Here is a 25,305-nt window from a genome sequence, read left to right as displayed (position 1 = left end):
TTTTGCTAGCTCAGGATCGGTAGGTCCTTTTTCTTATTTCACCAGGAGATTTTGTGGCCAAAGCGCTGATCGTGATTGCCAATCCGGACCAGAACTCGTTGACCCATTATGTGGCGAAGGAGCTGCAAGGCGCCTTCGCTTTTCACGGGATCTCGAGTGAAGTGGCAGACCTTGCAGCGGAGAAGTTCGATCCGCGGTTCACTAAGGACGACCGCTCGTCATACCAGCGGGTGACACGGTTGCCAGTCGATGTAGTTGTTGAGCAGGAGCGAATCGATCGGGTTGATCACCTTATCTTGGTCTTCCCGGTCTATTGGTGGTCGATGCCTGCGCTGCTTAAGGGTTGGATAGACCGTGTCTTCGTCAGTGGATGGGCGTTTGAACAGCCCGAGGGGAGTTCGTTGAAGCCGAAGTTGGGCCGGTTGTCTATTCACCTCGTTCCCATCGCGGGAAGTGATGCTAATGCGTATGAGCGGCACGGCTTCCGAGCATCGATCAGCACACAGATCGAGCATGGGGTCATAGACTTCTGCGGGGCCAGACGTGGATCAACCACTTATTTCTATGATTCCGAGACAAAGGGGCCGTCCGTAATCTCCGATGATGTGAGCTCGCTCGCCAGGGACATCGCGATGGGAGTGAGCCAGAGACCGTTGAGTGCTGCGTCCTCCTCCAAGCCCTAACAATTGAAGAACGCTTTGCGGCCAAGAACTCCTCAACTATCTCGAATCACCAACTCCTTTCTTAGTCCCGGCGGCAGGAACATGACCCATGCTGTGAGTTCATAAGCCAATCCCTACCCGCGCTCCTCTCAACCGGTATCGCTACAGTGGGCAAGAACTCATATGAGCAGTTTCGGCAATCCAAGGGGAACGAGAGCCGATGCGCGAATCATCAGGCTCCATCTTGGACGTCATCGACCAGTTCCTGCCTCCTCGCTCCGGTGAGGAACTTTTTACGCTGCCCGGGACCGCTATACACGAATTCGGCGAGGATCGATCAGTTGAAGCTAGAACTAATGGAGAAACTCATAGATGATCCACTGCAGTACTCTGAGCGGTTTTCTCCACGGGATATTGCGGCTGGATCTAACGTCCGCGGGATGTTTGGGTCCGGACCCGGGCCGAATAGGGAAGCGCAAATCGTCCGCGCAATTGAGCACGGCCTTCGATATTTCTTAAGCGAATACTCCCTTGCCGTCCTCAACGGATCAACCTACACCGCTGCATTCGACCACGAGCTCTTTGTCTGTAGGGAGGGAATCAGTTGGATGAACGGTCCTTCTAGCCATGTCGCTCAAGCCATCTTGCAGTCCAAGTTGCAGAAGGGGCATATCGAGAATGTGAGTATGGGAGCGGGCGCAAGTTCAAGTTCTGCTGTAATGGTCTGCAAAAGTACAGACCGGAGTTTCTCCGAAGTTCAAATCATTTAGCTTTGACTCGATGAGAGCTGCCAATTCGACGAAACGTTCAAGGATACGGGCGACCACGGAGTACATTAGCCGAGCGCCGGCCGGTCCAGATTTTGGTCCATGTCACCTGCGGCTCGCTTTCGAGCCCGGAGTAGGGTACTGCCCAGTAGGATTCGCCGATAAGACGCCAAAACTATGACGCGTCCGATTCGTAAACCTGGGACTAGGAAGATAGCCGGAATGGAAGCAATCTATGAAGCAACTGAATCGTTCACCGTTCCTTGGACTCCCGCGGAAGCTCTTCAAATCCTCACGGACCATCTGAAGAGCAATGGCTGCAAGCCTCAGTCCGAACAGAACAGGGTAACTGTGCATACCGGGTCAAATTTCTTTCTCCGCATTTGGGGCACAATGCTGCCCTGGGGGCGTCGAAGCGTTCCGGTCGGAATGACAGTCGGTCTAGAGGGAACCGCAATGGGCAGCGTTGTGAAGGTCCACACTTACGATCGGCTGGGTTGGTATTTGGACGCCAGTACCAATTCAACTCTCAAAGGGGAATGCCACGGGAAAATGGCCGTCCTCTCCGAACTGGCCCGCAAAGCTCTGAACCAGCAAGCCTGACGGACCCCCTGCAGGTTAAGAAGAAGAACAGCGCTAAATGCGGTTCCTTTTGCTACGTGCCTGGTCAAGCCAGACGGAAATCGCATCGCGAAACCCTGCACACGATAGAGACTCGTTCTAGAAGAAGAACCCACTCCGCGCCCGGGAACTCAGGGTCGAAGCGGAGCAGATCTCGCAGAGCGTGGGGCCATCCCGGCGAGGAATTCCATAGCGCACATGTGTACGGCATGCCACCGACACTTCACCGACCAGCGTTAGCAAATCTATCCCGCCGTTACTGAATCGGTACCGGTGCGAGGTATGCAGGACGAATAGAACCGGAAGAATGAGGTTCATCCACTTCACGGCTTCGGGGGAACTCTCAATGACATTGATGTCCAAAATTTGGGTAGGGCTGCTTTCCGCCCTTGTCCTTTCCACCTCCTTCACTGCTCTTCCGGCGCAAGCTGAGCCGACGCCTCACACGGTTACTCCTTCCATCACCTCAGCCGATCTCGTAGCATACGACGCCAGCGGGACGCTCTGGACATATACCGCTCGCCCAGACGGCAGCTGGTACCGCCGGCAGGTCGGCACCGGCTGGAACTCCATCAGGGATCTCAAGATCACCGACTGGAACCAGGACTACATTCAGGACATCCTTGCCGTTGGCGATAACGGAAACCTCTACCTCTACTACGGAGCAAAGACCGGCGGATTCACCCGCATGACTATCGGAACTGGCTGGGGTGCATACGACATCGAGGTCGGCCAATGGAAGATGACGGATCAATACCCATCCATCATCGCCGCCAACCTCGAGACCGGAATCCTGTACAACTACCCGAACCCTTCCGGAACCACGTTGGCCCCCCGGATAGCCGAAGGCCGTGGATGGGGGGCTCCCCTGGAACACCACTTGACTGACTTCGATAGCGATGGCGCAGCCGACATTCTTGCCCAGCACGCCACGGCAGGAAGCATGCTCCTGTACAAAACGGACGGTGATGGGAACTTCACCGGAGATCAGGGAACGGCGGTTGGCAAAGGTTGGAACGCCATGAACGAAGTCGTCGCGATCACCGGATATTCAAGCGGGCACATGATCTGTGATTGCCCCGCTATATTCACCCACACCGGTCTTCTCGCTCGAACCAACCAGGGCGTTCTCTACCACTACGGCTTCACGAGCGGTAGCTGGACTTCCCGCGATCACGTGGGAACCGGCTGGAACAGTTACACCATTGCTGGAACCGAAAGCCCCCGCCGATACAGCCAGTAGAAGGACACAGGAAAGGGGTCGCCCGCCGGACGACCCCTTAGGGTCTGGGAGGCGGCCCGGGGAGGAGCGTCGGGTGAGGTGGTCCGGCAGTGCTGTGGCCTCAGGCGGTTTTCGGGTACAGGGCATGGATCTCCTCGTTCAGGGCCACCAGGCAGGCGGTGTCGGCCAGCCGCCCGCCACTGTTCTCGGTTGTCGTCGTTACCGCGGTCGGGCAGGTCATCCTCGCTGTCCTAGTCGGCCGCGTCAATGAGAATTTCGCATTCATCGTTCGGGGAAAAGTCATGCTCGGGGTTGGTGCAGTGCTTAACCTCGGCCATCTGGCGGCGCAAAACAAACGACTGTTCGTCCGCTATTGTCAGCGAATCATATTAGGCGGTAGCGTCCGCTGTGGGGATGCAGCACTGCAGCGTTCTTGCCAAGGCGATCTCCGCCAGTTCCCATCCACTTCTTTACGAAAGTACGCCCTTGTCCAAGCTGCCATCCGTCATCACCCTCGCCGTGATCGCCACCCTTCTTGCAGGCTGCGCGACCGAGCCCCGAGCCGTCACCTGAACCATCCCCCGAGCCGGTCGCGGAGACTCCCACGATCGTCTTCAAAGGGCTTGCTTTCAAATTCCTCGCCGTAGGTTCGTGGCCGATTCAGGTCTCGTCGGCGGGCTTGCCACTATCAGCAACCACTCCCCCATCGAGCCTGATTGCACGCGAACAGACAGCCTCAGCGAAAGCCTCGTCATGCGTCGCCATCACCAGGGTTCCGTCACCACCTACATGGCGCCGGATGAGACTCGCCAAGACGTCCCGTCCGCGTAGATCCAGGCCCACCGTCGGCTCATCGAGCACCCAAATGTCAGGTCCCCTCGCCATCAGCGATGCCAGCGCGAGGAGTCTCCGGTCGCGGAAGCAGAGATCGTGCGGATGAGCGTCGACGACATCCGCGAGCACGACGTCGTTCAAAGCCCCTAGCGAGAGCTGCCTCGCTTCCTTCGCCGATTTCCCGGCCGCTCGCGGTCCGTACGACACCTCCCGCAGCACCGTGCGCTCGAAGAGTTGCTGGTCACTGTCCTGAAAGAGGTAGCCGACGCTCGCAGCAAGAGACCCCGTGACTCGACCATAAATGTCCTGCCCGTCCACGTGCACCATGCCAGCCGACGGCTGCAGCAGTCCGTTCAGGTGCTGGAGGAGCGTCGACTTACCTGACCCGTTCGGACCGAGCACCGCCAGCGCCTCACCGCGGAGAATGGTCAGTTCCGCTATCGAAAGAACCGGCTCCGTGCCATAACCGAAGGTGAGGTCGCGGAGGCGAATGGCTGGCATCGCACCGGTCGCGGCCGGCGCACCCGATGGAGCCGGATCTGAAATCGTGCCTTCGGTCCCTACTCCGTACCGCCGCAGATCTGCCGCGCTCCCACCGTCAATGACCGCAGTGCCGTCAGAAAGCACCAGAACCCGGCTCCCGGGAGCAAAACCAGACGGAAGCATCGGCTCGAACTGCAGGAGAGCGGTCCCACTCTGCGCCACCTCGTTCAGCAGCGCCTCGATATCCCGGCGACCGGTAGCATCAAGCCCCTTGAACGGCTCATCCAGCACAAGAAGGCCGGGACCACCGACGACGGCGGCCGCAATACACACGCGCTGGAGCTCCCCGCCGGACAATCGCCGCGGATCCCGCTCGAGCAGATCACTCAAGCCGACCCGCTCGGCGGCACGCTCCACGAGCTGATGCATCTGCTCAGACGAAACGCCGCGGTTGGCAAGACCGAAGGCAATTTCCTCAGCGACCGTCGCGCACACCATCGACAACTGGGCGTGTGCCCGCTGCCCGACGAAACCTACGTGCGCAGCCCACGCGGCAGGATCAATGCGCGGATCGGAGTCCGAACCCTCAAAAACCAGACGCTCCCCCGCGACCGTCAGGGAGCCGACCAATCGATGTCCCTGGCCGCTATCGAACTGCCCCGCAACCACCCTCGCAAGGGTGCTCTTCCCGGAACCGGAAGCACCGACAACCAGTGCCCTCTCCCCCGCGCCAACGGTGAGGGAAATGTCAGCCAGCCCCGCGCCGTCGTCGTACGTGAAGCTACGCAGATCAAGAGAAATCACACCAGCCTCCCCAGATACCACCAGGCACTGAAGAGCACGACGACGGCAAGCATCGCCCAGCGAACTGTCCGTTGAGCTGCGGTGTCCGTGTCAGCGCGGTAGCTGGTGCGCGGCATGGTCCCGGCGAAACCGCGGGCCTCCAGGGTGCGGGTCCGGTCGGCGGCGTCCATCAGCAACCCGGCGATAAGCGGCCGCCCCACCATCACGAGCGCCCGCAGCTTCGACAGCGGGCTACGGGTAACCACGAGGCCGCGCGACTGCTGGGCCCTCGTGATCCGCGAGGCTCTTTCGGACACGAGCGGCGCGAGCCCCAGGGCTGCACCCAGCACGAACACCAGCTTGCGGTTCCAACCCCGATGGGTGAGGGTGCTCAGCAGTTCGGACACGTCCATGGACAGCACCGCGGTGAGGAACAAACCGGCGAAAGCCGCGATGCGGGTCCCCATGGACAACGCGAACTGGAGTCCCTCAGCGGTGACCGCGGCTATCCCGAGGTCGAGCAACACGGTGTCGCCCTCGGGATAGAAGAGCCCGTGGAGCAGCAGGACAAAGAGGAGCATCGGCCCCACCAGCACTCCGAAGACGACCGCGATGCGTTCTGCGCGCCCGGACGATGCCGCCGCGGGGAGGACCGCCAGCAGGAGGATCAGGAGCGAGAAACGCCAGTCGTCGACCACAAGCACCAGCACAACGAGCAGCCCGGCGACGGTCAGCTCGGTGAGCGGGTTGAAGATTCGGCGGCGGAACCGCAACCCTTACTTCCTTCCGGCCGTGCTTCCGCCCGGTACGCCTGCGTCAGCGGACTGGGCAGTCGGCGAGGGCTGACCGAGCAGCACCCGGTGGCGCCGCACAAACGGGAAGGCGTCGCGGGTGCGGCGCGGCAGCGCGTACACAATCAACGCCACGACCGTGAACACGATGAGCTTGTCGATCGTGTCCGACGTCAGCCCCTGCTTGGTAGCGGCGACCAGCAGGGTGTCGCCCATCGCACGGAAGGCCGCCACGATGGCGTTCGTGCCCATGGTCCCGGCCGCACCGAACATGAAGGCAGCAACGGGAGCAGCCAGCAGACCACCGACGACGCCGGTCAGCAGGCCGGCGATCGGCACCAGGTAGATGCGGCGGAACATACCCCACCGCGCAGCCAGACCGGCAAGCAGGCCTATAGCCGCGGAACCAGCCGCGAACGGCAGGGCGAACGGGTTGAACAGACCCCAGATGGCGTTGCTGAGCACACCGGTCGCCGCGCCCGCAGCTGGTCCGGCCAGTACGGCGACGAGCACCGTGCCGAGCGCATCGAGGTAGATCGGCAGTCCGAGGGTACCGGCAAGCTGGCCGAACGAGATGTTCAGCGCAATACCGATCGGCATCAGCACCACAGCCTGGGTGTTCAGCCCGGGCAGGATGCCGGCCACCAGCAGGGCGCCGCCGCCGAGGAATCCCACAAGGGTGATCAGCCCGGCAGGCGATCCTGCTCCCCCGGCAATCTCGGTGGGCTGGACCAGAACCAGGTACAGGTAGGTGGCTGCGATGACTACGGCGCCGGCAGCCAGGAGCATCCAGCGCGACGACGGCGCAGAGGCCTGGGAGGGCAGCGTCAGGGAAGAATTCATGGCGTTCCTTACGCACGGTAAAGCATTTACGTGGGAGCGCACCTCATGTCACCTCGGCGCAGGCCGGCGGGATCCACCGGCAGCTCACAAGTCTACCGGGCCTGGGCTGAAGCGACCCTCCGGGCCAGGGAAGCAATTCGCTCGATCATCAACTCGAAGACTTCGTCGGGGTTATTACCGGTGACCACACGGGCGTTCGGCGGGAGCTTGCGGAATCCCGCAAAGTCACCCACGGTCTGCGCGAACGTCAACGCTGACTCCGTTTCGACGTCCACATGCGCTTCCCGGGCGCTGTAGCTTGCCTCGCCCGTGGCGACCATTGCGGCGAAGAGATCGTGAAGGTGGGCGATGTAGCCCTGGTTGTACTGCCGGTGGAACTCCATGTAGAAGCGAAGGGCGTCGGAAAGGAACGCGATGACCGGGTTCGATGAGGAACTGCGCAACCCGTCGGCGTCGTCGGTGTGGAGCAATTCGGGCGGCACTCCGGCGGCGGCTGCCAACCGCTCGATGTGCTCAGGCCGGCACTCTATCCGCTCGGTGGTTTCCAGCGCGCAGATGATCGGCAGCTTCTCCGTGGGCACGCCATCGTACGCGGCGTAGACCTCGCGGGCGGCGTGGGGGTCAACATGGGTGTTCCATTCCGCAACGGGCGTGGTGTTGCCGCGGTAGTTGAAGGATCCGCCCATAATTACCAGCCCTTTGAGCAGGTGCGGCAGGTCTGGTTCCTGCCGGATCGCGAGCGCCAGGTTGGTGAGGGGACCGGTGACGAGCCCCGTGAGTTCCCCTGGATTCGCGCGGGCCGCCTCCACCCACAGGTCAATTCCAGACCGGCCGGACACAGCCTGCCTGGCCGGCGGCAGTACCGCATACCCGAGCCCCTGGTCGCCGTGGGTCTCCTCGGTGGTGACCAGCGGAATCTCCAGCGGGACTTCGCGGCCGAGGGCGACCTCGACGCCGGTGACCCCGGCCAGCTCAAGCAAAGCCAGGGTGTTCGCCGCAACCTGACGCGCAGATACGTTGCCGGCCGTACAGGTAATCCCCTCAATGTGCACATCGGGCACGCCCAGCAGGTAGAGGAGGGCGACGGCGTCGTCAATGCCGGTGTCGACGTCAAGGAGGAGCCGTGTGGGCTGGGCAGTCATGCGTTTACCGTAGCAACCCGGCCCCTCCTAGTTCGCCGACTCCGCGAGGATGAGCTCGAGGTTCCGCGGATCATGCGCGAACCGCCCGAGGAACAGTCCATCCACCTCAGGCCGCAGACGCGGCAACAACCCAGGGCCGGCACTACCGCCGTAAATCACCGCGACGCCGTCGGGCAGTTCAGCCTTCATCCGGGCCACCACTGCCCGCACATGATCGGCCCCTGCCGGTTCCGCAGCACCGATGGCCCACACCGGCTCGTAGGCAAGAATCGGTGCCGGGCCCGCAGCGCTGACACCGGCCGTCGCCACCTGATCGAGACAGAATTGGGCTGCGTCCTCCACTGACGTCCGCTCCAGCTCACCGACGCACAGCAGCGGCGTGAGCCCGTTCCGCTGCGCAGCCGCTACCTTCGCGGACGTCACGCCGTCATCCTCCCCGAAGTGCCGGCGTCGTTCGGCGTGGCCCAGCTCAACGAGCTGCACGCCCATCTCCGCAAGGAACGCAGGGCTCACCTCGCCGGTCAGAGCGCCGGTGTCCCGATCGCTGGCGTTCTGCACTCCGACTTTCACGGGTGTATCCCGCGTCAGCCGGAGTGCAGTCTCAAGCACCGGGAACGACGGCGCCACGAACAGTTCCACGTGTCCGTCCCGTACCGCCGGGCTGGCTTGCGCAATGCGCACCACCTCTTCGAGCCAGATGCACGAGGCGGCGTAGCCGAGGTACATCTTGGTGCTGATGCCGATGGTTATCATGTACGATTCTGGTCCGCGCGACACTTAGGCTGAAAGTCGCCTCTTTCCGGCCGCGTGTGCGGGGTGTTCAGAGCGGTCGGATTCGTGGACGGCGGAGGAGTTCCTGCGGGTGTGGTCCATGACCGGTCCGGTCCCAGCGATCTCGCGAATGGCGTCGATTCCCTCGACGGCCGCCTGCTTGGTGGGGAAATACGCGGAGACAGCCACCAGGGTGCCATCACCCGCCATAAGCTTCAGCCGGTACCCATGATCATGGGCGTCTACCAGTTTGAAAAATCCAGACATGTTCTTACCTCCCTGTAAGTACGTCTCGACCCTCCATGATACTAAGCTGGCTTGCAATTTGGTTAGTCGTCGCCGGTCACGATTCGGCGACGAGCACTTAAGAGTTCAACCTCCGGGCGCGCCGCAACGAATCGCTCAACCGCATCGAGGACCTCCACAACATGCCTGCGATCGCCCGAGACAAGGCCTACCCCAACCATCGCGCGGCGGTGCAGGTCCTGGGAGTCGACTTCCGCCACGGAGACGTCAAAGCGTCGCCGCACCTCAGCAACGAGCGGCCGAATCAGCGAGCGCTTCCCCTTCAGGGAGTGGACGTCGCCCAGCAGGAGGTCGAACTCGGTGAATCCCACCCACACGGCCGCTCACCTGCCGCGGGCGGCAAGGGGCGCCACCAACGACGACGGCGCGTTCCTCGCGATGAACGCCAGCACCTTGTAGCGCATGCTGGGAATGGACACGGCCTTGCCCGCGGAGAGATCCTTCAACGCAGCCTGAACGACCTCCTCGGCATTGAGCCACATCCACCGCGGAACGGACCCTTTATCCATGCCCATGCGCTGGTGAAACTCGGTGTGAACGAACCCTGGGCAGAGCGCCATCACGGTAACTCCACGCCTGCGATAGGCGAAGTTTGCCCATTGGCTGAAGTTGATCATGGCCGCTTTCAGGGCGCCATAGGTGCCGCGCGGCGTGAACCCGGCAACGCTCGCCACATTCACGATCCGTCCGGAGCCCCGGGCCAGCATGCCCTGCAGCGCAGCGTGGCTGAGCGCCAGAGGAACAGTGAGGTGGATTGCCGCATGGTTGAGCTCTTCCTCGAGCGGATTGTCTTCAAAGGATTTGGGAAGGCCATAGCCGGCGTTGTTGACCAGGGTTGAAACGGGGTCCTGCCCGGCCCGCAGCCTGCGGAGAACGCGGCGGACGCCGTCGTCGTCGTGCAGGTCCGCTACCAGCACCTCCACGGCGACGCCGAAGCGGGAGTGCAGTGCGGCGGCTTTTTCCTCCAGCCGCGCGGAGTTCCTGGCGACCAGCACGAGCGCATTGCCCTGCGCGGCGAGCTGCTCCGCGAACTCAGCCCCGAGGCCCGCTGTCGCGCCCGTGATCATTGCCCTGTCAGCCATTGTTTTCCCTTATCAGGTGGGTAATCCAGCAGTAAAATGAGAGTGCTGGTTGAGCGCGGTTTGCGCTCCTCCAACAGCGGTGCATGCGGTGCGCCTCTCCCGACGCCTCGCGGCACAGCGAAGAGTCATATTCACACATTAGGAGGGGAGATGACTACCGCATCACACCACGCGCATGATTTCCATGTAACCCGCGACCACGTTCGCAGTGCAGCGATGGGGATGGGAGTAGTTTTCCTGCTGATGGGGATTCTCGGGCTCATTCCGGGCATCACCACCTCATATTCGTCCATGGCATTCGCATTCGGTTCCGAGGCGATGCTTCTGGGCGCGTTCCAGGTCTCCGTGCTGCTCAACCTGGTGTACCTCGCCGTGGGTGCCGCCGGAATCTGGATGAGCCGCGGAGTTCTTTCGGCCCGCAACTTCCTGATCGGAAGTGGTGCCGTGCTGCTGGTCATGTGGCTCTACGGACTGATAGTCGGTAATTCTGCAGCCAACATCCTGTCCACGAACGCCGCGACCAACTGGCTGAACCTGATCCTCGGCCTCCTCGCCGGAGGACTGGGAGTCGCCTATGCCCTGCGACACCGGGAAAACCGCGCCATCCAGTAGCGCGACCGCAAGCACGCCCCGCCCGCAGAACGCGGCGGGGCGTCTTGTACGACTGGAATGTTAATGAAAACAGATGCCCTCCAGGGGGTCCCGGTCCTAGACTGACCGCGAGGCCTCCTGCTGACAGTTGGGGTCAGCCATGGCCTTGCGGAAGGGACGTTCGACGACGAACGACCGCCAACTCTGAAGGGATCACCATGTCAGGAAACAAGGCCGTGGCCTATAAAGGCCCCGGCAAGGTCGAGATCATTGATACCGATTACCCCACGTTCGAACTGAAGGACGGTCCGGGCGTCAACCCTGCGAACGTTGGTAGGCAGGTGAATCACGGCGTCATCCTCAAGACCGTAGCCACCAATATCTGCGGATCGGACCAGCACATGGTCCGCGGGCGGACAACCGCCCCGTCGGACCTCGTGCTCGGCCATGAGATCACCGGCGAGGTAGTCGAGGTTGGCAGCGACGTCGAGTTCATCAAGAAAGGAGACATCTGTTCGGTTCCGTTCAACATCTCCTGTGGCCGTTGCCGGAACTGCAAGGAGCGCAAGACCGGCATCTGCCTCAACGTCAACCCGGACCGTCCGGGCAGCGCCTACGGCTATGTGGACATGGGCGGATGGGTCGGAGGCCAGGCTGAGTACGTTCTGGTTCCCTATGCCGACTGGAACCTGCTGAAGTTCCCGGACCGGGACCAGGCTCTGGAGAAGATCCTGGACCTGACCATGCTCTCGGACATCTTCCCCACGGGCTACCACGGCGTGTACACGGCCGGCGTCACCACCGGCTCCACCGTCTACATCGCCGGCGCGGGCCCCGTCGGGCTGGCCGCCGCACTGTCCGCGCAGCTGCTGGGTGCCGCCGTCGTTATTGTGGCTGACCTCAACGAGGAGCGCCTTGCGCAGGCACGCAGCTTCGGCTGCGAAACGGTGGACGTCTCCAAGGGCGAGCCAAAGGACCAGATTGAGCAGATTCTCGGAGTGCCGGAAGTGGACTGCGGTGTCGACGCCGTCGGCTTCGAGGCACGCGGTCACGGCAAGGACGCCTCGCACGAGGCTCCAGCGACGGTGCTGAACTCGCTGATGTCCATCACCGCCGCCGGTGGCGCGCTGGGCATCCCGGGACTCTACGTCACGGGCGATCCGGGCGGAATCGACGAGGCTGCGAAGGTCGGGTCACTGTCCCTCTCCCTCGGCACCGGCTGGGCAAAGTCACTGTCCTTCACCACGGGCCAGTGTCCGGTCATGAAGTACAACCGTCAGCTGATGATGGCAATCCTGCATGACAAGGCGCACATCGCCAAGGCCGTCAACGCCAAGCCCATTCCCCTGGAGGAGGCACCGCAGGGCTACGAGGAGTTCGACAAGGGTGCAGCGACGAAGTACGTGCTGAACCCGAACGGATACATCGCCGCCTAGACGAGCCTCGTTGAGTCGGCAGGACACGCCCCTAATGAACCTCCAAACGGGGTGTGTCCTGCCAGCTCATTCGAGCGGTTTCACCTGAACAGCCCCGGCCCTATGTAAGGCGCCAGCTGCTCCTTCTGCTCGGCGGTAATGCGCAGCAGGGAGCCTGACTCGCCATCTATGAACGCCAGCGTGGACTGGGCCTTCACGCACACCCGATTCGTCACGGGATCCTGGATACGGTAGGCAATGTCGATGCTTGCTGCCTTCAGGTCTGCGATCCATACCTCGATTTTCAACGGCACGTTCCGGTAATCCAGCGTGGCCGTGTACCTGATGCGATGCTCCACCACGAGCGCCTGCACGTCTGATCCGATGGAGGAAAAGAGCGGCACCGGAGGATCCTCACCCGGCGCCCCCGTCCCCCCGGGTGGGCCGAACGCATGGATACGCGCCTCTTCCAGGAGCCGTGCCACCTGGACATTGTTGATGTGCCCATAGGCGTCCATATCCCCCCATCTCATGGAAATTTCACAGGTTACCGACTGGTACGCATCCATCCCTATGTTTTACAGTGGTCAACGGTGTTTACACCACTCCGATCGCGGAGTTCTCAGACGCTTTTCGTCAAGCACCAAAACGTCTCGATTTGGCAACGATTAGAAAACACTCTACGGTGGGGACGTACCCACTTTCGGGAATTCACAAAGCAGACTCCGTTTACGTCTGCCACATAATGCCCTGGTGCTGCCCCTCCACCGCACGTTGCTCGTCCGGCAGACACCACAGACAAGACCACTGATCAGTCAAGGGTGAGCAACGGCGCAAAGATGTCCGGGGACGGAACGAGTGCAGGTGGCCTTTTGGAGCATCGTACCCATGAAGAACCAGAAACTCAGCCTTAACGTGCGCCGCGGCTTCGCAGCTGCCGCCCTCGTCGGTATCGGTCTCGGTGCATCCGCTGGTGCAGCCAACGCTGCTCCGGCCAGCACCTGGGACGCCCTTGCACAGTGTGAAAGCGGTGGCAACTGGGCCATCAACACCGGCAACGGCTTCTCCGGCGGACTGCAGTTCACCCCGTCCACCTGGGCCGGCTTCGGCGGCCAGGGCCTGCCTCAAAACGCCAGCCGTGCAGAGCAGATCGCCGTTGCTGAGCGCGTTCTCGCAGGCCAGGGTTGGGGCGCATGGCCCGCATGCTCGGCCAAGCTCGGCCTGACCGCCGGTGCCAACCCGACCCCGATCCCCGCCGCTCCGGCACCTGCTCCCGTTCAGGCTCAGTCTGTTCCGCAGGTTCAGGCACCGGTCCAGGCCCCGGCTCCGGTTGCTCCGGCACCCGTTGTTGAGGCCCCGGTTGTTCAGGCACCCGTTGTTGAGGCCCCGGTTGTTCAGGCACCAGTCCACGCTCCGGCGCCCGTCGTTGAGGCTCCGGTTGTTCAGGCTCCCGCTGCTCCCGCCGTTGCACTCTCCGGTGAGACCTACACCATCCAGTCCGGCGATACCCTCAGCGGCATCGCTGCGAAGCTCGGCGTCGAAGGCGGCTGGCAGGCCCTTTACCAGGCTAACGCTGACACCGTCATTCACGCTGACCTCATCTTCACCGGTCACGTTCTGCAGCTGCCTGCCTAAGGCTTCACCTACGTACGAAAAGAACCCCGCAACATGCGCGTTGCGGGGTTCTTTTGCGCCTGCGCCCTCCGCTGAGTGCGGTGCGTTGGCCGGGCGGACTGGGTTCAGCGCGGCGGCACCAGTCCCGCAGCGCGCAACGCCTCCGCCATGGCGCTGTTGGCCGGAGCCTGATCTGCCCGGGGGCCTTGCTTGGAGCTGCCAGGCTTGGCATTGCCCCGCTGCTGCGGGGAGCCCGGCTTGGTAGTTCCCGGCTTGGCAGTGCCGGAAATTGGACTGCCGCCCTCCCCGCCGGATGAACGACGACGGCGGTCTTCTCCCGTGCCCGCACGCGCCTCCCGGGCGGGCTTGGCGCCACGCGGAGCGGCGTCGTCATTCAACCGCAGGCTGAGGGAGATCCGCTTGCGCTCAGGGTCGGCCTCCAACACCTTGACCTTCACCACCTGGCCCGACTTCACGATCTCGTGCGGGTCGCTGACGAAACGGTCAGCCATCGCCGAGACGTGGACCAACCCGTCCTGGTGCACACCGACGTCAACGAACGCGCCGAAGGCAGCAACGTTGGTCACCACACCGTCGATTACCATTCCGGGGCGCAGGTCCGAGATCTTCTCCACATCGGAAAACGACGCCGTGACAAACGCCGGGCGCGGATCCCGTCCCGGTTTCTCCAGTTCCGCGAGGATGTCCTGCAGTGTTGGCAGGCCGATGGTCTCGTCCACGTACTCGGCGAGATTCAGCGACCGAAGTGAGCCACCGGCGTCGTTCACCATCCGCCGGGCCACGGGGTAGGCCTCCGGGTGCACGCTCGAGGCATCCAGGGGTTCGTCACCGCCTGTAATGCGGAGGAAGCCGGCGCACTGCTCGAACGCCTTCGCACCGAGCCTCGGAACCTTCAACAGGTCGCGCCGGCGGGCAAAGGGCCCGTTGGCATCGCGATGGGCCACGATGTTCTCGCTGAGCAGGGGGCCCACGCCTGCCACCCGGGTCAGGAGCGACGGAGAGGCGGTGTTCACATCCACACCGACCGCGTTGACGCAGTCTTCGATCACCGCATCGAGCGAGCGCTCAAGTTTTACGGGGCTCACGTCGTGCTGGTACTGGCCCACGCCGATGGACTTCGGGTCAATCTTCACCAGTTCGGCCAGCGGGTCCTGCAGCCGCCGGGCAATCGAGACGGCGCCGCGCAGCGACACGTCGAGCTCAGGCAATTCCGCCGACGCCAGCGCCGACGCGGAGTACACGGACGCCCCGGCTTCGGACACCACGAGCTTGTGCAGGGTCCGGCCGGAGATCAGCGAGATCAGTTCAGACGCGAGCTTGTCTGTCTCACGGGAAGCGGTGCCGTTGCCGATCGCGATGAGGTCGACGTCGTGACTGGCCACCATGCGCGACAGCGTTGCGAGCGCATCATTCCACTTCTTTGCCGGAGCGTGCGGGTAGATGGTCGCAGTCTCGAGGACCTTGCCGGTTCCGTCCACCACCGCCACCTTGACGCCGGTCCGCAACCCGGGATCGAGACCGATCGTGGTGCGGCTGCCCGCGGGTGCCGCAAGCAGCACGTCGCGCAGGTTGGCGGCGAAGACCCGGACCGCTTCTGTTTCGGCCTCCATGAAGAGCCGGACGCGCAGGTCGATCGAGAGTTTCGCGAGCAGCCGGCGCCACGCCTGCTGGACAGTCGCCATCAGCCACGCATCCGCAGGCCGGCCCTGGTCTGCGACACCGAGGAATGCGGCTACGGAGTTCTCGAAGCGGCGCCGGGCACGGAGGGCGGCCTCGGCGTCGGTGCTATCGGCCTCGGCAAGGGCCAACTGCAGGACGCCCTCTTTCTCGCCGCGCAACAGCGCCAGGACGCGGTGTGAGGGCATGGCGGACGGCGCCTGTGAGAAGTCGAAGTAATCGGCGAACTTCTGACCCTCGGCCTCTTTGCCGGGTACCACCTGCGAGCGCAGCCTCCCCTGCTTCCAGAGCCGTTCCCGAAGGTCGGCGAGCAGGTCGGCGTCCTGGCCTGCTCGTTCCACGAGCAGTGCACGGGCCCCGGCGAGGGCGTCCTCGGCGGTGGCCACGGCGTCGTTCAGGTAGCGGCTCGCTTCCACGTTCGGGTCGAGCGACGGATCCGCGATCAGCGCTTCCGCGAGCGGCTCCAGACCCGCTTCGCGGGCAAGCTGCGCCTTGGTCCGCCGTTTCGTCTTGAAGGGCAGATAGATGTCTTCCAGGCGGGCCTTGGTGGTGGCACCGACGACGGCGGCACGCAACTCGTCGGTGAGCTTGCCCTGCGCCTCGATCGCTTCAAGGACAGCTGCCCGACGCTCCTCGAGCTCGCGCAGATACCGCAGCCGCTCCTCGAGCTCGCGCAGCTGGGCGTCGTCGAGGGTCCCGGTGACTTCCTTGCGGTAGCGGGCGATGAACGGCACCGTGGATCCACCGTCGAGCAGTTCGACTGCTGCCTTGACCTGCCATTGCTGGACGCCGAGTTCCTCAGCGAGTTGCTCGAAGATGGTGGGAGGGGTGCTGTTTGGTGCGGTCACGCCTGCCATTGTGGCATTGACCGGCGCGCCTGGCGCAAACAGACCGGGACCGGTCCTGCTGTGCGCAAGATGCTAGGAGCAGCTTTCGCGGTCCAGCTCGACCACCAGCGGGTGCGTCCCTGTGAATTCCTCGCCACCGGTTGAGTACGCGACCGTGACGCCCTGCGCAGTGCCGACGTCGGCGCCCTCCGCGATCGAAACGGCGACCACGAGGTTCACGTACTCGTGCGTGGTGATGTTGTAGCCCTCTGCGGGGACAGGCTCGACCGGGCCGGCGGGCTCGGCCTTGGCGGAAGGAGCTGCAGGTGCGGGTTCGGCGCTGTGCGTGCCATGAGCGCCGCCGTCGTCGTCGCCGTGGGCCTTGTGGTGACCGTCCCGGTTGGCCGTGGACACCTCGGCGCTCACGAGGGTGAGGTCTACCGGGTCCTGGAGAGTAACGTCGTCCAGCGTGAAGGTTTCGAGCGCCTCGTTATGGACCAGGACCGTGAATTCCTGGTAGCCGATGTCGGGCTGGGTGTAGCAGAGGGTGGCGCCGTTCTCCGCGAGGTTCAGGGGGTCATCGCCGAAGTCCGTTGTGGCCAGCTGGTTGCTGACGCTCTTCTGGGTGACGCTCTCCTGTGATCGGGGTGAGTTGACGTCGAGCGGGTTCTCCTCGACGGCCATGCATCCGCTGGTCAGGAGCGCAGCGATCATCGCCCCTCCAGCAAGTGCCGCCCGCCGAACCGCCATGTTCCACCATCCTCGTAAGACCCGTTTACCTGTGTTCGGCGACACAGCGTTTCCGGATGGGTCTTACAGGCAGGATCTACTCGTAGAGGACGTACTCGGGCTGAGGCGTCAGCGCCAGAATCTCTGGAGGTGTCATGAGCGGGCCGAGCACAACGTCCTCCTCGAAGAAGAGCTTGAAACCGGCATGGACCGTGGGCGGCATGTCCTCCATCAGGAGGTTGTAGGTCTCGATCTTCGAATTCGGAGCGCCAATGCCGTCAACGCTCCGAATCACCGCGACGCCCGGGTACTCCTCGATCGCGGCCACATTGGAGACGACGCCGGGAGCCACCTGGTGGAACACCAGCGCCTTCTGCGGGAGATTCTTCTCCCTCACGAGGGCATCGATATACGCCGCTATCTCGTTGATCTCCTCCCCGGTGGTGTGCCCGTAGGAATGGCCGGGAAGCTGCTCCGCCGTGATATCCCACTCGGGATCGATGGCCACGCCGACGTCGGGCTCCACCAGCCACTTCTCGAGCGCCCGCACTTCATTGGCCATGCTCGCCCGCCCGGGCTGGACGTTCAGCAGCAGCATCCCGTCATGCCGGCGGGCGGCTTCAAGGTATTCGCTGATGATGTCGTCGGATGCACGGGTCCGGTATGCACCGTCGGCGCCCGGGTCAGCCTGCACGACCACGGCAATCAGTTCCAGCACCGGCATCACCTTCCGTCCGCCGGCCAGTTCCGTCCCCAGTGCGTCGATCTCGGCAACCCGCTCATCGATCGCGCCGATGCCGAGCCTGCCGAGGGCTTCCGAATAGGGGTGTCCGCTGAACCCGACGAGCCGGTAGTCCGGAAAAAGTTCCATTCCGCCGCGGGGAAGCTCAACAGGTTCCGGCGTGGGCGTCGGTGACGGTGACGGAGAAGGAGACGGAGCAGGAGACGGAGACGGAGAAGGGGACGGAGTCGAGGACGCGGTTGAAGAGGCGGCGGGAGACGGGGTTGCCGAGGACGATGCTTCCGCAGATCCTGAAGCCGCCGTGCCACTGTCCGCGGGTGTTGTGCTGCAGCCGGCCAGCAGGACGGTTGAGGCCACCCACATCCCACTGAGTTGCAGGATTCGCGCCGGGCAGGAGCGTCGTCGTCGTACGCTCTGGTGCAGTGCCATACCTTCACGCTACCCCCACGTGCTGCGAGCGCTGGTAGGCACAACGGGCAGGCGGCACAACGATCCTCAGCCTGCTTCGTATTGTGTTCGGTTACTCGCTCACCTAACAATGAACTATGACAGTGCTGATGAGGTCCCTCGAAACCGCCGTACCGACTACCGTCATGGTGCAGTCCCAGGTGCGGGACGTCTTCGCTGCGCAGCCCGGGCTCAACCGGCTCGGCCAGCGGCTGGTCACCGCGGCGTTCGATTCGTCCGGCATTGACACCCGGTACACGGCGGTGGATGAACTGACCCTCGAACGGCACAGTGAGACTCCGCTGTTCTTCGATTCGGCGACCATGACGATCCTCAGCCCCGGCACGAAAGCCCGCAACGAGGTCTACGCCGAACAAAGCACCAAGCTGTTCATCGAGGCCGCGCAGAAGGCGCTCGATGCGGCTGAGGGCGTCGAAGCGGCTGACGTCACGCACGTGGTGACGGTGTCCTGTACCGGGTTCTTCAACCCGGGACCGGACTACAAGATTGTCCGGGCGTTGGGGCTTGACCCATCAGTGCAGCGTTTCCACCTCGGCTTCATGGGCTGCTACGCGGCGTTCCCCGCCCTGCGGGCAGCGAAGTCCTTCTGCGAGGCCGACCCCAAGGCCGTGGTCCTCGTGGTCAGCGCAGAACTGTGCTCCCTGCATGTGCGGTCCTCGAACAACCCCGACACCATTGTGGGTACCTCCCTCTTCGCCGACGGCGCTGCGGCCGCCGTCATCAGCGCCCGCACCGACCTCCCGCACCCCGAAGGCAGCGTGCTCAGCCTCGACTTCTTCGAGACCACGCTCACCCCGGTCGGCGAGGAGTCGATGGCGTGGAACATCGGCGACGAGGGTTTCGAAATGGTCCTCGGCACCTACGTTCCACACATCATCGACGAGCACATCGTCGGTGCACTGGCTCCGCTGCTGGAGCGGGACGATGACCTCATCGGGCTCGAGTACCGGGACATCGAGCACTGGGCCATCCACCCGGGCGGCCGCAGCATCCTGGACAAGGTGCAGGCCAAGCTGAAGCTCAGCGACGACCAGCTGATCCCCGCCCGCGAAACCCTCCGCAACTACGGGAACATGAGCAGCGCCACCGTGATGTTCGTCCTCAAGCACATCCTCGACCAGCCCGGCGGACAGGCCGATGAGCGCATCTGCTCCATGGCCTTCGGTCCCGGGCTCACGGTGGAAACAGCGCTCTTCACCAAGACAGCAGCCTGAATGGCCTTCCTCGCCCACCGCGACCTCACCGCAATCGAGGAGATGGACAAGCCGGACTGCGATCCTTCGACGCTCAACCGCACCTACGCCCAGTTCGGGCTCGTCAACCGCTCGGTTGCCGGCTGGCACCGCACCTGGGTGCGGTACATCCGGCCCGTGCTGTCGACGTCGCGCTCCAACACGCTGCTGGACATCGGCTCCGGCGGCGGCGACGTGCCCCGCGCTTTCGTTCGCTGGGCCGCCCGTGACGGATACGCGCTGGAGATTACCGCGATTGACCCGGACGAACGCGCGCAGGCCTTCGCAAGCAGCCAGCCGACGACGCCGGGACTCACCTTCCGGCAAGCCTTCAGTTCCGAGCTGGTCGAGGAGGGCGCACAGTTCGACGTCGTCACCTCCAACCATGTTCTCCACCATCTCTCCCCCGAGGAACTGCGCGGGCTGCTCAGCGACTCGGAGCGGCTGAGCACCCGGCTGGCCCTGCACAGCGACATCGAGCGGACCCGGCTGGGGTTTGTCCTGTTCTCCGTGGCCACCCTGCCTTTGCGCGGTTCCTACATCCGGGAGGACGGGCTGACCTCCATCCGGCGGAGCTACCTTGCGAAGGAGCTGCGCGCCGTCGTGCCCGGAAACTGGCGCGTTGAGCGGCAGGTCCCGTTCCGGAACCTGCTGGTGCACCGTGCCTGATGTCCTGATAGTCGGCGGCGGGCCGGTGGGGCTGTTCACCGCGATCCTGCTGGCGCAGGCGGGCGTTGAGGTGGAAGTCCTGGAGCGGCGTGCCGAGCGCAGCTCCCACTCGCGCGCCATCGGCATCCACCCGCCGGCCCTTGCGGCGCTGGAGCAGGCAGGGGTTGCGGATAGGTTGATTGCCTCGGGAGTGCAGATTCCGGGCGGCGTTGCACGCAGCCGCGGACGGACGGTGGCGGAGCTCTCCTTCGCCCGGTTGCCGGGCAGGCACCGCTACGTCCTCGCGATACCGCAGGAGCAGACGGAGCGCATCCTGTCGGAGCGGCTGGCTGAACTGGCACCCGCTGCCCTGCGCCGGGGTGAGACGATTGAGGCGGTCCACGACGTCGGGAACGAAGTTTTGGCCGTTACCGGGACCGGCACCCACCGTTCTGCGCTCCTGATCGGCGCGGATGGGGCCCGGAGCACGGTGCGCAGCGCTGCCGGGATCGGTGCAAGTCTCCGCCCGTATCCCGACGCCTACGTCATGGGTGATTTTCCGGACAGCACCGGCGACGGGAGCACCGCTGCACTCTATCTGGAGCCCGCCGGCATCGTGGAGTCCTTCCCGCTGCCCGGCGGGGTCCGACGCTGGGTGGTGCGGATGCCGTTCCAGGTGGAGCACCCCACAGCTGAGGCGGTTGCGGGTCTGGTGGCCGACCGGACGGGCGTCCCGGTGGATACCCGGAACAACACGATGCTCAGCTCTTTCACGGTACGCCGCAGGGTCGCCGACCGGTTCGTGCAGGGGCGCATCGCGCTGATCGGGGACGCCGCGCACGAGGTGTCGCCCATCGGCGGGCAGGGCATGAACCTGGGATGGCTCGACGCCGCGCAGCTTGTTCCGCTGGTGGTGGCTTCGCTGGCGGGCACCGACGTCGGGCTGGGGCTTCGCCGCTTCAACGAGGAGCGGCGCCGCGCGGCGCTGACGGCCTCGCGGCAGGCACACATCAACATGATCCTGGGCCGTCCCCTGCCCTCCGCGGTGTTGTCGGTGCGGAATCGCATCATGGGCAGGATCGCCGGGGTGCCGACCGTGCACGACGCCGTGGCCCGCACCTTCACCATGCACTAGGGGCGCCTCTCAGGATTTGCCGAGCTGCGATTCCGGCCGCAGAATATCGGGCACGACGCCGGACAGTGCGGTTTCTGCCAGTGCCTCCCCCAGTGCCGGCGCCTGTTTGAAGAGGTTGTGACCCGCTACGGCGCTAAGATTCCCCACCGACCAGACGCCGACGCCGTCGTCACCCCACGGCAGGCGCGTCACCCAGCAGTGGACGTAGCTGGCCGGCTCCGGATCCAGGCCGGGCAGCGCGTGCCGCACGTACGCTGATGCCCGGGCCGCGAGCGACTCCAGGGCAGTCGGGTCGACGACGCTCCCGTCCTGGCGCACCTCCGTGGTTTCGCTGAGGCCAACCGAGTAGGAACGGTCATCGGCGGAGGGCGCCGCGTAAACACCGGTCTCCCCGAACACCCCGCTGCTGTCCTGGAAGGTGGGCAGCGGAACCCCGGCGTCATCGCGCACCCGGAAGGTCACGCGGGCGTGCGCGGCAAGTTCAACGGGGATGTCCAGTCCCGCGCCGCGTGCCAAAGCAGCCGTGCCGCGGCCGGCGCACAGGACCACATGATCGAACCGGTCGACGCGGGTCCCGGTACGGATCTCCACATCTCCATCGGGGGTGTGCTGCACGGCCAGCACGTGGTCCGCCACGAGAGCATTTTCCAGCTTTCCGGTAAGTGCCCGGAAGGCTGCGTGGGTGTGGATCGCGCCGCCGTCGACGTCGAGCATGGCCTTGCCTGAGAAGTCCGCAAGGATCGGCAACGCAGGTGCGAGTTGTCCAGGGGCCAGCAGCGCCACGCGGATGTGTGGAAGGTCGCTGAGAACGCGGAGCTTGTCCTCCACGCTGTCGCCGATGGCTACCGCACCGGCAGCGGACACCAGCTCCACGCCGAACTCGTCCTCCCACTCACGCCAGAGTGCGCGGCTGTGGCTGACGAACGCGGCCAGCCGGACGTCATCGTGGGCATGCCGGAAAATCCGCGACTCCCCGGCTGACTGTCCTGAACCCGGCGTCCCGGACTCATAGACGGTTACGTCCGCGCCCGCCTTCTGGAGAGCATGGGCTGTAGAGAGCCCGACAATCCCTGCACCTACCACTGCGACACGTGTCATGGTCCCAGCAAAACACGTATGCGGCCCCCGGCGCAGCCCGCACCGCTGTTTGCGCCCGCGGGCACCGGCGGAAGCTAGCGGCCCTGCACCTGTGCGAGGAGCTCCTCAAACGGCGGGGACGCTTGCAGGCCACGGGGGCGGCGCGGCGTCGTCGTGCCTTCGATCATGCCGGCGAGTTCACCGGCGGCGCGGCTGATGCGCTGGTCCAGGGCGGGCGCACCGTTGGATCCGATCCCCCAGTCCTCGGGCCCGGCGTAGACGCCGGTGGACACAACGCGGGCGCGGAGGTAGCTGAACAGCGGGCGCATGGCGTGGTCGAGCATGAGCGAGTGGCGGACACTGCCGCCGGTCGCCGCGATGAGCACGGGCATGCCGTCCAATGCGGTGTTGTCGAGAACGTCGAAGAAGGACTTCAGCAGACCACTGTAGGAGCCGGAGAAGACGGGGCTGACAACGATGAGCGCGTCCGCATCCGCAACGAACTGCAGGGCGTCGGCGAGCGCAGGGGGAGCGAAACCTGTAACCATGTTGTTTGCGATGTCCACGGCCAGCTCACGAAGCTCAATGGTGGTGAGCTCGGCGTTCAGGTCGGCACGTTCGAGTTCACGGCGCGCTGCCTCGCCAAGCTGGTCCGCCAGCATTCGGCTCGACGACGGCGACCCCATACCGCCGGACACCACTACTACACGGCGTGTTTCCATTGCCGGTCCTCCAGTTCGCGACTATTCATGCGTTTGCATCTAGTTGAACCGGCAAACCCCGCAAAACATTCCCGTCACTGCTTGTCGAGTGCGCTTTCCTTGTGGGCGGCCTTCTTTCCCGTCTTCTCGCTCTCAACGATGTAGTACGGCTCGTCCTTCGATGCGTTGAACTTCTGGCCCTCGAAAGTGAACTCTTTGTCCTTCTTCTCAACCACCGTGCCGGACGTCTTTCCCTGGGACGTATTCCAGCTGACCTTGGTTCCCTTGCTGTATGCCATGACCCCAGCCTGTCATCCGCGTCCGGCGTACACCACCCCTGAACTGCCCAAAAGGGTGGCTGCCCTCGGGGTCGAATAGTCGCTACGCTGGTTTTCCGGCTTCCCGCGAAGGAGGTCGCGCTCTGATAGCCCGCTGCGAGGAGAGACCCATGACAGATGTCGCCAGCCAGCCGCCCGCCGAGGATGACGACCGCGCCATCCTGACGAACCGTCAGGGCCATCAGGTCTATGACAACCAGAATTCGCGCACGGTCGGCGCTCGGGGACCGGCCACCCTCGAGAACTACCAGTTCCTTGAGAAGATCAGTCATTTCGACCGGGAGCGCATCCCTGAACGGGTAGTCCACGCCCGTGGTGCGGTGGCGTTCGGTGAATTCGAGGCAACCGGCAAGTGGGGGGACGAGCCGATCGCGACGTACACACGGGCGAAGCTGTTCTCCGAGCCCGGCAAGAAGACCGACGTCGCCATCCGCTTCTCCACGGTCATCGGCGGCCGTGACTCGTCCGAGGCCGCCCGTGACCCACGCGGGTTCGCGGTGAAGTTCTACACGGAGGACGGCAACTGGGACCTCGTCGGCAACAACCTCGCCGTGTTCTTCATCCGCGACGCCATCAAGTTCCCCGACGTCATCCACTCCCTCAAGCCGGACCCCATCACGTTCCGCCAGGAACCCGGGCGCATCTTCGACTTCATGTCGCAGACACCGGAGTCAATGCACATGCTGATGAACCTCTTCAGCCCGCGCGGCATCCCCGCGGACTACCGCCACATGCAGGGCTTCGGCGTCAACACCTACAAGTGGGTCAACGCAGACGGTGATACGAAGCTCGTTAAGTACACGTGGCAGCCGCACCAGGGCGTGAAGAGCCTGACCGAGGAGGATGCCGCCAACATCCAGGCGACCGACCTCGGACACGCGTCCAAGGACCTCTACGAGGCCATCGAGCGCGGGGATTACCCGAAGTGGGACCTGTACGTGCAGTTGATGGATGACGGCGACCATCCCGAACTCGACTTCGATCCGCTCGATGACACGAAGACCTGGCCGGAACAGGATTTCGAGCCGAAGCTTGTGGGCACCATGACCCTGAACCGGAACGTGTCCGATCACCACAACGAGAACGAGCAGATCTCCTTCGGCACCGGCGTCCTCGTTGATGGGCTGGACTTTTCCGATGACAAGATGCTCGTGGGCCGGACCTTCAGCTACAGCGACACCCAGCGCTACCGCGTGGGCCCGAACTACCTGCAGCTGCCGGTGAACTCGCCGAAGAACGCGCCGATCGCAACCAACCAGCGCGGCGGCCAGATGTCCTATGGGACGGACCTGGGCCCGGGGCAGAACCCGCACGTCAACTACGAACCCTCCGTCACCGGCGGGCTTCGCGAGGGTCACTACCCCACGCACGACGAGCAGGGCCCCGAGATCACCGGGCGCCTGACCCGCCAGCGCATCCCGCTGACCAACGACTATCTGCAGGCCGGCCAGCGCTACCAGCTGCTCGAGCAGTGGGAGAAGGATGACCTCGTCGGCAACTTCGTGACGCTCATCGGGCAGGCTGACCGTGCGGTCCAGGAACGCATGCTGTGGCACTTCTACCTCGTCGATGACGAGCTCGGCGCCCGCGTCGGGGAAGGCCTCGGGATCGGGCTGGACGAGGTGAAGGACCTGTCGCCGCTAGCCAGCCAGACGCTGTCCGAGGAGGAACTGGCCCGGCTGAAGAATCTGGGCAACAACGGACCGCGCAACGTAGAAGGCCTGACGATGACTCACTGCGTGCCCAACGAGCACGTGGTGGTGACCCGCTAGTTCGGTTCCAG

The 25,305-nt window shown here is 64.1% G+C and carries 25 protein-coding genes; 9 read left to right on the top strand and 16 right to left on the bottom strand.

What is annotated here, in order from left to right:
- The first annotated feature begins 53 nt into the window (after positions 1-53).
- Positions 54-683, top strand: a complete 630-nt coding sequence (locus AC4D1W_RS00710; RefSeq protein WP_490897418.1) for an NAD(P)H-dependent oxidoreductase — start codon at positions 54-56, stop codon at positions 681-683.
- Between the two features lie 1,713 nt (positions 684-2,396).
- Positions 2,397-3,293, top strand: coding sequence for a hypothetical protein (locus AC4D1W_RS00705; RefSeq protein ID WP_490897417.1), 897 nt, complete (start codon positions 2,397-2,399; stop codon positions 3,291-3,293).
- A gap of 639 nt (positions 3,294-3,932) precedes the next feature.
- Here AC4D1W_RS00705 and AC4D1W_RS00700 read toward each other — a convergent pair.
- From AC4D1W_RS00700 to AC4D1W_RS00665, 8 genes are all read right to left on the bottom strand, one after another.
- The gene (locus AC4D1W_RS00700) at positions 3,933-5,393 is read right to left on the bottom strand and encodes an ABC transporter ATP-binding protein (protein WP_490897416.1); all 1,461 of its coding nucleotides are present in this window, start codon (positions 5,391-5,393) and stop codon (positions 3,933-3,935) included.
- A complete protein-coding gene (locus AC4D1W_RS00695; RefSeq protein WP_490897415.1) occupies positions 5,390-6,145 on the bottom strand; it encodes an energy-coupling factor transporter transmembrane component T in 756 nt (251 codons plus the stop codon). Before AC4D1W_RS00695 ends, AC4D1W_RS00700 begins: the two co-directional genes overlap by 4 nt.
- A gap of 3 nt (positions 6,146-6,148) precedes the next feature.
- On the bottom strand, positions 6,149-7,006 hold the full coding sequence (locus AC4D1W_RS00690) for an ECF transporter S component (protein WP_490897414.1): 858 nt from the start codon (positions 7,004-7,006) through the stop codon (positions 6,149-6,151).
- A 92-nt stretch (positions 7,007-7,098) separates the two neighbouring features.
- The gene (locus tag AC4D1W_RS00685) at positions 7,099-8,148 is read right to left on the bottom strand and encodes a nucleoside hydrolase (RefSeq protein WP_490897413.1); all 1,050 of its coding nucleotides are present in this window, start codon (positions 8,146-8,148) and stop codon (positions 7,099-7,101) included.
- Between the two features lie 27 nt (positions 8,149-8,175).
- Positions 8,176-8,901: a triose-phosphate isomerase family protein gene (locus AC4D1W_RS00680; RefSeq protein ID WP_490897412.1), complete on the bottom strand. Its 726-nt coding sequence runs from the start codon at positions 8,899-8,901 to the stop codon at positions 8,176-8,178.
- A 24-nt stretch (positions 8,902-8,925) separates the two neighbouring features.
- Positions 8,926-9,186, bottom strand: coding sequence for a DUF1508 domain-containing protein (locus AC4D1W_RS00675; RefSeq protein WP_490892197.1), 261 nt, complete (start codon positions 9,184-9,186; stop codon positions 8,926-8,928).
- A gap of 62 nt (positions 9,187-9,248) precedes the next feature.
- Positions 9,249-9,542 carry a DUF503 domain-containing protein gene (locus AC4D1W_RS00670; protein WP_490897411.1) on the bottom strand — a complete coding sequence of 98 codons (294 nt, stop codon included), beginning with the start codon at positions 9,540-9,542 and terminating at the stop codon, positions 9,249-9,251.
- 6 nt (positions 9,543-9,548) lie between these two features.
- Positions 9,549-10,307 carry an SDR family NAD(P)-dependent oxidoreductase gene (locus tag AC4D1W_RS00665; protein ID WP_490897410.1) on the bottom strand — a complete coding sequence of 253 codons (759 nt, stop codon included), beginning with the start codon at positions 10,305-10,307 and terminating at the stop codon, positions 9,549-9,551.
- A 150-nt stretch (positions 10,308-10,457) separates the two neighbouring features.
- Between AC4D1W_RS00665 and AC4D1W_RS00660 the strand changes: the two genes are divergently transcribed.
- The gene (locus AC4D1W_RS00660; protein WP_490897409.1) at positions 10,458-10,919 is read left to right on the top strand and encodes a DUF4383 domain-containing protein; all 462 of its coding nucleotides are present in this window, start codon (positions 10,458-10,460) and stop codon (positions 10,917-10,919) included.
- Positions 10,920-11,116: 197 nt separating this feature from the next.
- Entirely contained in the window at positions 11,117-12,334 is a 1,218-nt protein-coding gene (fdhA, locus tag AC4D1W_RS00655; protein ID WP_490897408.1) for a formaldehyde dehydrogenase, glutathione-independent, read from the top strand.
- 80 nt (positions 12,335-12,414) lie between these two features.
- On the opposite strand, the gene AC4D1W_RS00650 is transcribed toward fdhA, so the two are convergent.
- Positions 12,415-12,846: an acyl-CoA thioesterase gene (locus AC4D1W_RS00650; RefSeq protein WP_490897407.1), complete on the bottom strand. Its 432-nt coding sequence runs from the start codon at positions 12,844-12,846 to the stop codon at positions 12,415-12,417.
- Between the two features lie 355 nt (positions 12,847-13,201).
- Between AC4D1W_RS00650 and AC4D1W_RS00645 the strand changes: the two genes are divergently transcribed.
- Positions 13,202-13,948, top strand: coding sequence for a transglycosylase family protein (locus tag AC4D1W_RS00645; RefSeq protein WP_490897406.1), 747 nt, complete (start codon positions 13,202-13,204; stop codon positions 13,946-13,948).
- Positions 13,949-14,052: 104 nt separating this feature from the next.
- Here the strand turns inward: AC4D1W_RS00645 and AC4D1W_RS00640 are convergent, their stop codons facing one another.
- From AC4D1W_RS00640 to AC4D1W_RS00625, 4 genes are all read right to left on the bottom strand, one after another.
- Positions 14,053-16,473, bottom strand: a complete 2,421-nt coding sequence (locus AC4D1W_RS00640; RefSeq protein WP_490897405.1) for a Tex family protein — start codon at positions 16,471-16,473, stop codon at positions 14,053-14,055.
- A 72-nt stretch (positions 16,474-16,545) separates the two neighbouring features.
- On the bottom strand, positions 16,546-17,202 hold the full coding sequence (locus tag AC4D1W_RS00635; RefSeq protein ID WP_490892189.1) for a hypothetical protein: 657 nt from the start codon (positions 17,200-17,202) through the stop codon (positions 16,546-16,548).
- 76 nt (positions 17,203-17,278) lie between these two features.
- Positions 17,279-18,052, bottom strand: a complete 774-nt coding sequence (locus AC4D1W_RS00630; RefSeq protein WP_490897404.1) for a hypothetical protein — start codon at positions 18,050-18,052, stop codon at positions 17,279-17,281.
- Between the two features lie 16 nt (positions 18,053-18,068).
- Positions 18,069-18,284, bottom strand: coding sequence for a hypothetical protein (locus AC4D1W_RS00625; RefSeq protein ID WP_490897403.1), 216 nt, complete (start codon positions 18,282-18,284; stop codon positions 18,069-18,071).
- A gap of 184 nt (positions 18,285-18,468) precedes the next feature.
- Between AC4D1W_RS00625 and AC4D1W_RS00620 the strand changes: the two genes are divergently transcribed.
- Genes AC4D1W_RS00620 through AC4D1W_RS00610 form a run of 3 tightly spaced genes read left to right on the top strand, consistent with a single transcriptional unit; the run spans position 18,469 to position 21,406 of the window.
- Positions 18,469-19,605, top strand: coding sequence for a type III polyketide synthase (locus AC4D1W_RS00620; RefSeq protein WP_490892186.1), 1,137 nt, complete (start codon positions 18,469-18,471; stop codon positions 19,603-19,605).
- Positions 19,606-20,292, top strand: coding sequence for a class I SAM-dependent methyltransferase (locus tag AC4D1W_RS00615; RefSeq protein WP_490897402.1), 687 nt, complete (start codon positions 19,606-19,608; stop codon positions 20,290-20,292).
- Positions 20,285-21,406: an FAD-dependent oxidoreductase gene (locus tag AC4D1W_RS00610; RefSeq protein ID WP_490897401.1), complete on the top strand. Its 1,122-nt coding sequence runs from the start codon at positions 20,285-20,287 to the stop codon at positions 21,404-21,406. The genes AC4D1W_RS00615 and AC4D1W_RS00610 overlap by 8 nt, the downstream gene beginning before the upstream one ends.
- 9 nt (positions 21,407-21,415) lie before the next feature.
- Here AC4D1W_RS00610 and AC4D1W_RS00605 read toward each other — a convergent pair whose 3' ends face one another.
- The 3 genes from AC4D1W_RS00605 to AC4D1W_RS00595 form a co-directional block, all read right to left on the bottom strand.
- Positions 21,416-22,504: an NAD(P)/FAD-dependent oxidoreductase gene (locus tag AC4D1W_RS00605; protein WP_490897400.1), complete on the bottom strand. Its 1,089-nt coding sequence runs from the start codon at positions 22,502-22,504 to the stop codon at positions 21,416-21,418.
- A gap of 74 nt (positions 22,505-22,578) precedes the next feature.
- Positions 22,579-23,205 (bottom strand): FMN reductase, encoded by a 627-nt coding sequence (locus AC4D1W_RS00600; RefSeq protein WP_490897399.1) that lies wholly within the window; start codon positions 23,203-23,205, stop codon positions 22,579-22,581.
- Positions 23,206-23,279: 74 nt separating this feature from the next.
- The gene (locus AC4D1W_RS00595) at positions 23,280-23,483 is read right to left on the bottom strand and encodes a hypervirulence associated TUDOR domain-containing protein (RefSeq protein WP_490892181.1); all 204 of its coding nucleotides are present in this window, start codon (positions 23,481-23,483) and stop codon (positions 23,280-23,282) included.
- Positions 23,484-23,632: 149 nt separating this feature from the next.
- Between AC4D1W_RS00595 and AC4D1W_RS00590 the strand changes: the two genes are divergently transcribed.
- Complete coding sequence (locus tag AC4D1W_RS00590; RefSeq protein ID WP_490897398.1) at positions 23,633-25,294, top strand: catalase; 1,662 nt, start codon at positions 23,633-23,635, stop codon at positions 25,292-25,294.
- Positions 25,295-25,305 lie beyond the last annotated feature (11 nt).

The organism is Arthrobacter sp. TJ-170 (assembly GCF_058269305.1).
This window is presented reverse-complemented; position numbering and strand designations above follow the sequence as displayed.

Bases quoted from the DNA above. Each gene is read 5' to 3' on its own strand.
- AC4D1W_RS00705 (WP_490897417.1), top strand. From the start codon at position 2,397: ATGACATTGATGTCCAAAATTTGGGTAGGGCTGCTTTCCGCCCTTGTC.
- AC4D1W_RS00690 (WP_490897414.1), bottom strand. From the start codon at position 7,006: ATGAATTCTTCCCTGACGCTGCCCTCCCAGGCCTCTGCGCCGTCGTCG.
- AC4D1W_RS00685 (WP_490897413.1), bottom strand. From the start codon at position 8,148: ATGACTGCCCAGCCCACACGGCTCCTCCTTGACGTCGACACCGGCATT.
- AC4D1W_RS00680 (WP_490897412.1), bottom strand. From the start codon at position 8,901: ATGATAACCATCGGCATCAGCACCAAGATGTACCTCGGCTACGCCGCC.
- AC4D1W_RS00675 (WP_490892197.1), bottom strand. From the start codon at position 9,186: ATGTCTGGATTTTTCAAACTGGTAGACGCCCATGATCATGGGTACCGG.
- AC4D1W_RS00665 (WP_490897410.1), bottom strand. From the start codon at position 10,307: ATGGCTGACAGGGCAATGATCACGGGCGCGACAGCGGGCCTCGGGGCT.
- AC4D1W_RS00660 (WP_490897409.1), top strand. From the start codon at position 10,458: ATGACTACCGCATCACACCACGCGCATGATTTCCATGTAACCCGCGAC.
- fdhA (WP_490897408.1), top strand. From the start codon at position 11,117: ATGTCAGGAAACAAGGCCGTGGCCTATAAAGGCCCCGGCAAGGTCGAG.
- AC4D1W_RS00650 (WP_490897407.1), bottom strand. From the start codon at position 12,846: ATGAGATGGGGGGATATGGACGCCTATGGGCACATCAACAATGTCCAG.
- AC4D1W_RS00645 (WP_490897406.1), top strand. From the start codon at position 13,202: ATGAAGAACCAGAAACTCAGCCTTAACGTGCGCCGCGGCTTCGCAGCT.
- AC4D1W_RS00635 (WP_490892189.1), bottom strand. From the start codon at position 17,202: ATGGCGGTTCGGCGGGCGGCACTTGCTGGAGGGGCGATGATCGCTGCG.
- AC4D1W_RS00630 (WP_490897404.1), bottom strand. From the start codon at position 18,052: ATGGAACTTTTTCCGGACTACCGGCTCGTCGGGTTCAGCGGACACCCC.
- AC4D1W_RS00620 (WP_490892186.1), top strand. From the start codon at position 18,469: ATGACAGTGCTGATGAGGTCCCTCGAAACCGCCGTACCGACTACCGTC.
- AC4D1W_RS00615 (WP_490897402.1), top strand. From the start codon at position 19,606: ATGGCCTTCCTCGCCCACCGCGACCTCACCGCAATCGAGGAGATGGAC.
- AC4D1W_RS00605 (WP_490897400.1), bottom strand. From the start codon at position 22,504: ATGACACGTGTCGCAGTGGTAGGTGCAGGGATTGTCGGGCTCTCTACA.
- AC4D1W_RS00600 (WP_490897399.1), bottom strand. From the start codon at position 23,205: ATGGAAACACGCCGTGTAGTAGTGGTGTCCGGCGGTATGGGGTCGCCG.
- AC4D1W_RS00595 (WP_490892181.1), bottom strand. From the start codon at position 23,483: ATGGCATACAGCAAGGGAACCAAGGTCAGCTGGAATACGTCCCAGGGA.
- AC4D1W_RS00590 (WP_490897398.1), top strand. From the start codon at position 23,633: ATGACAGATGTCGCCAGCCAGCCGCCCGCCGAGGATGACGACCGCGCC.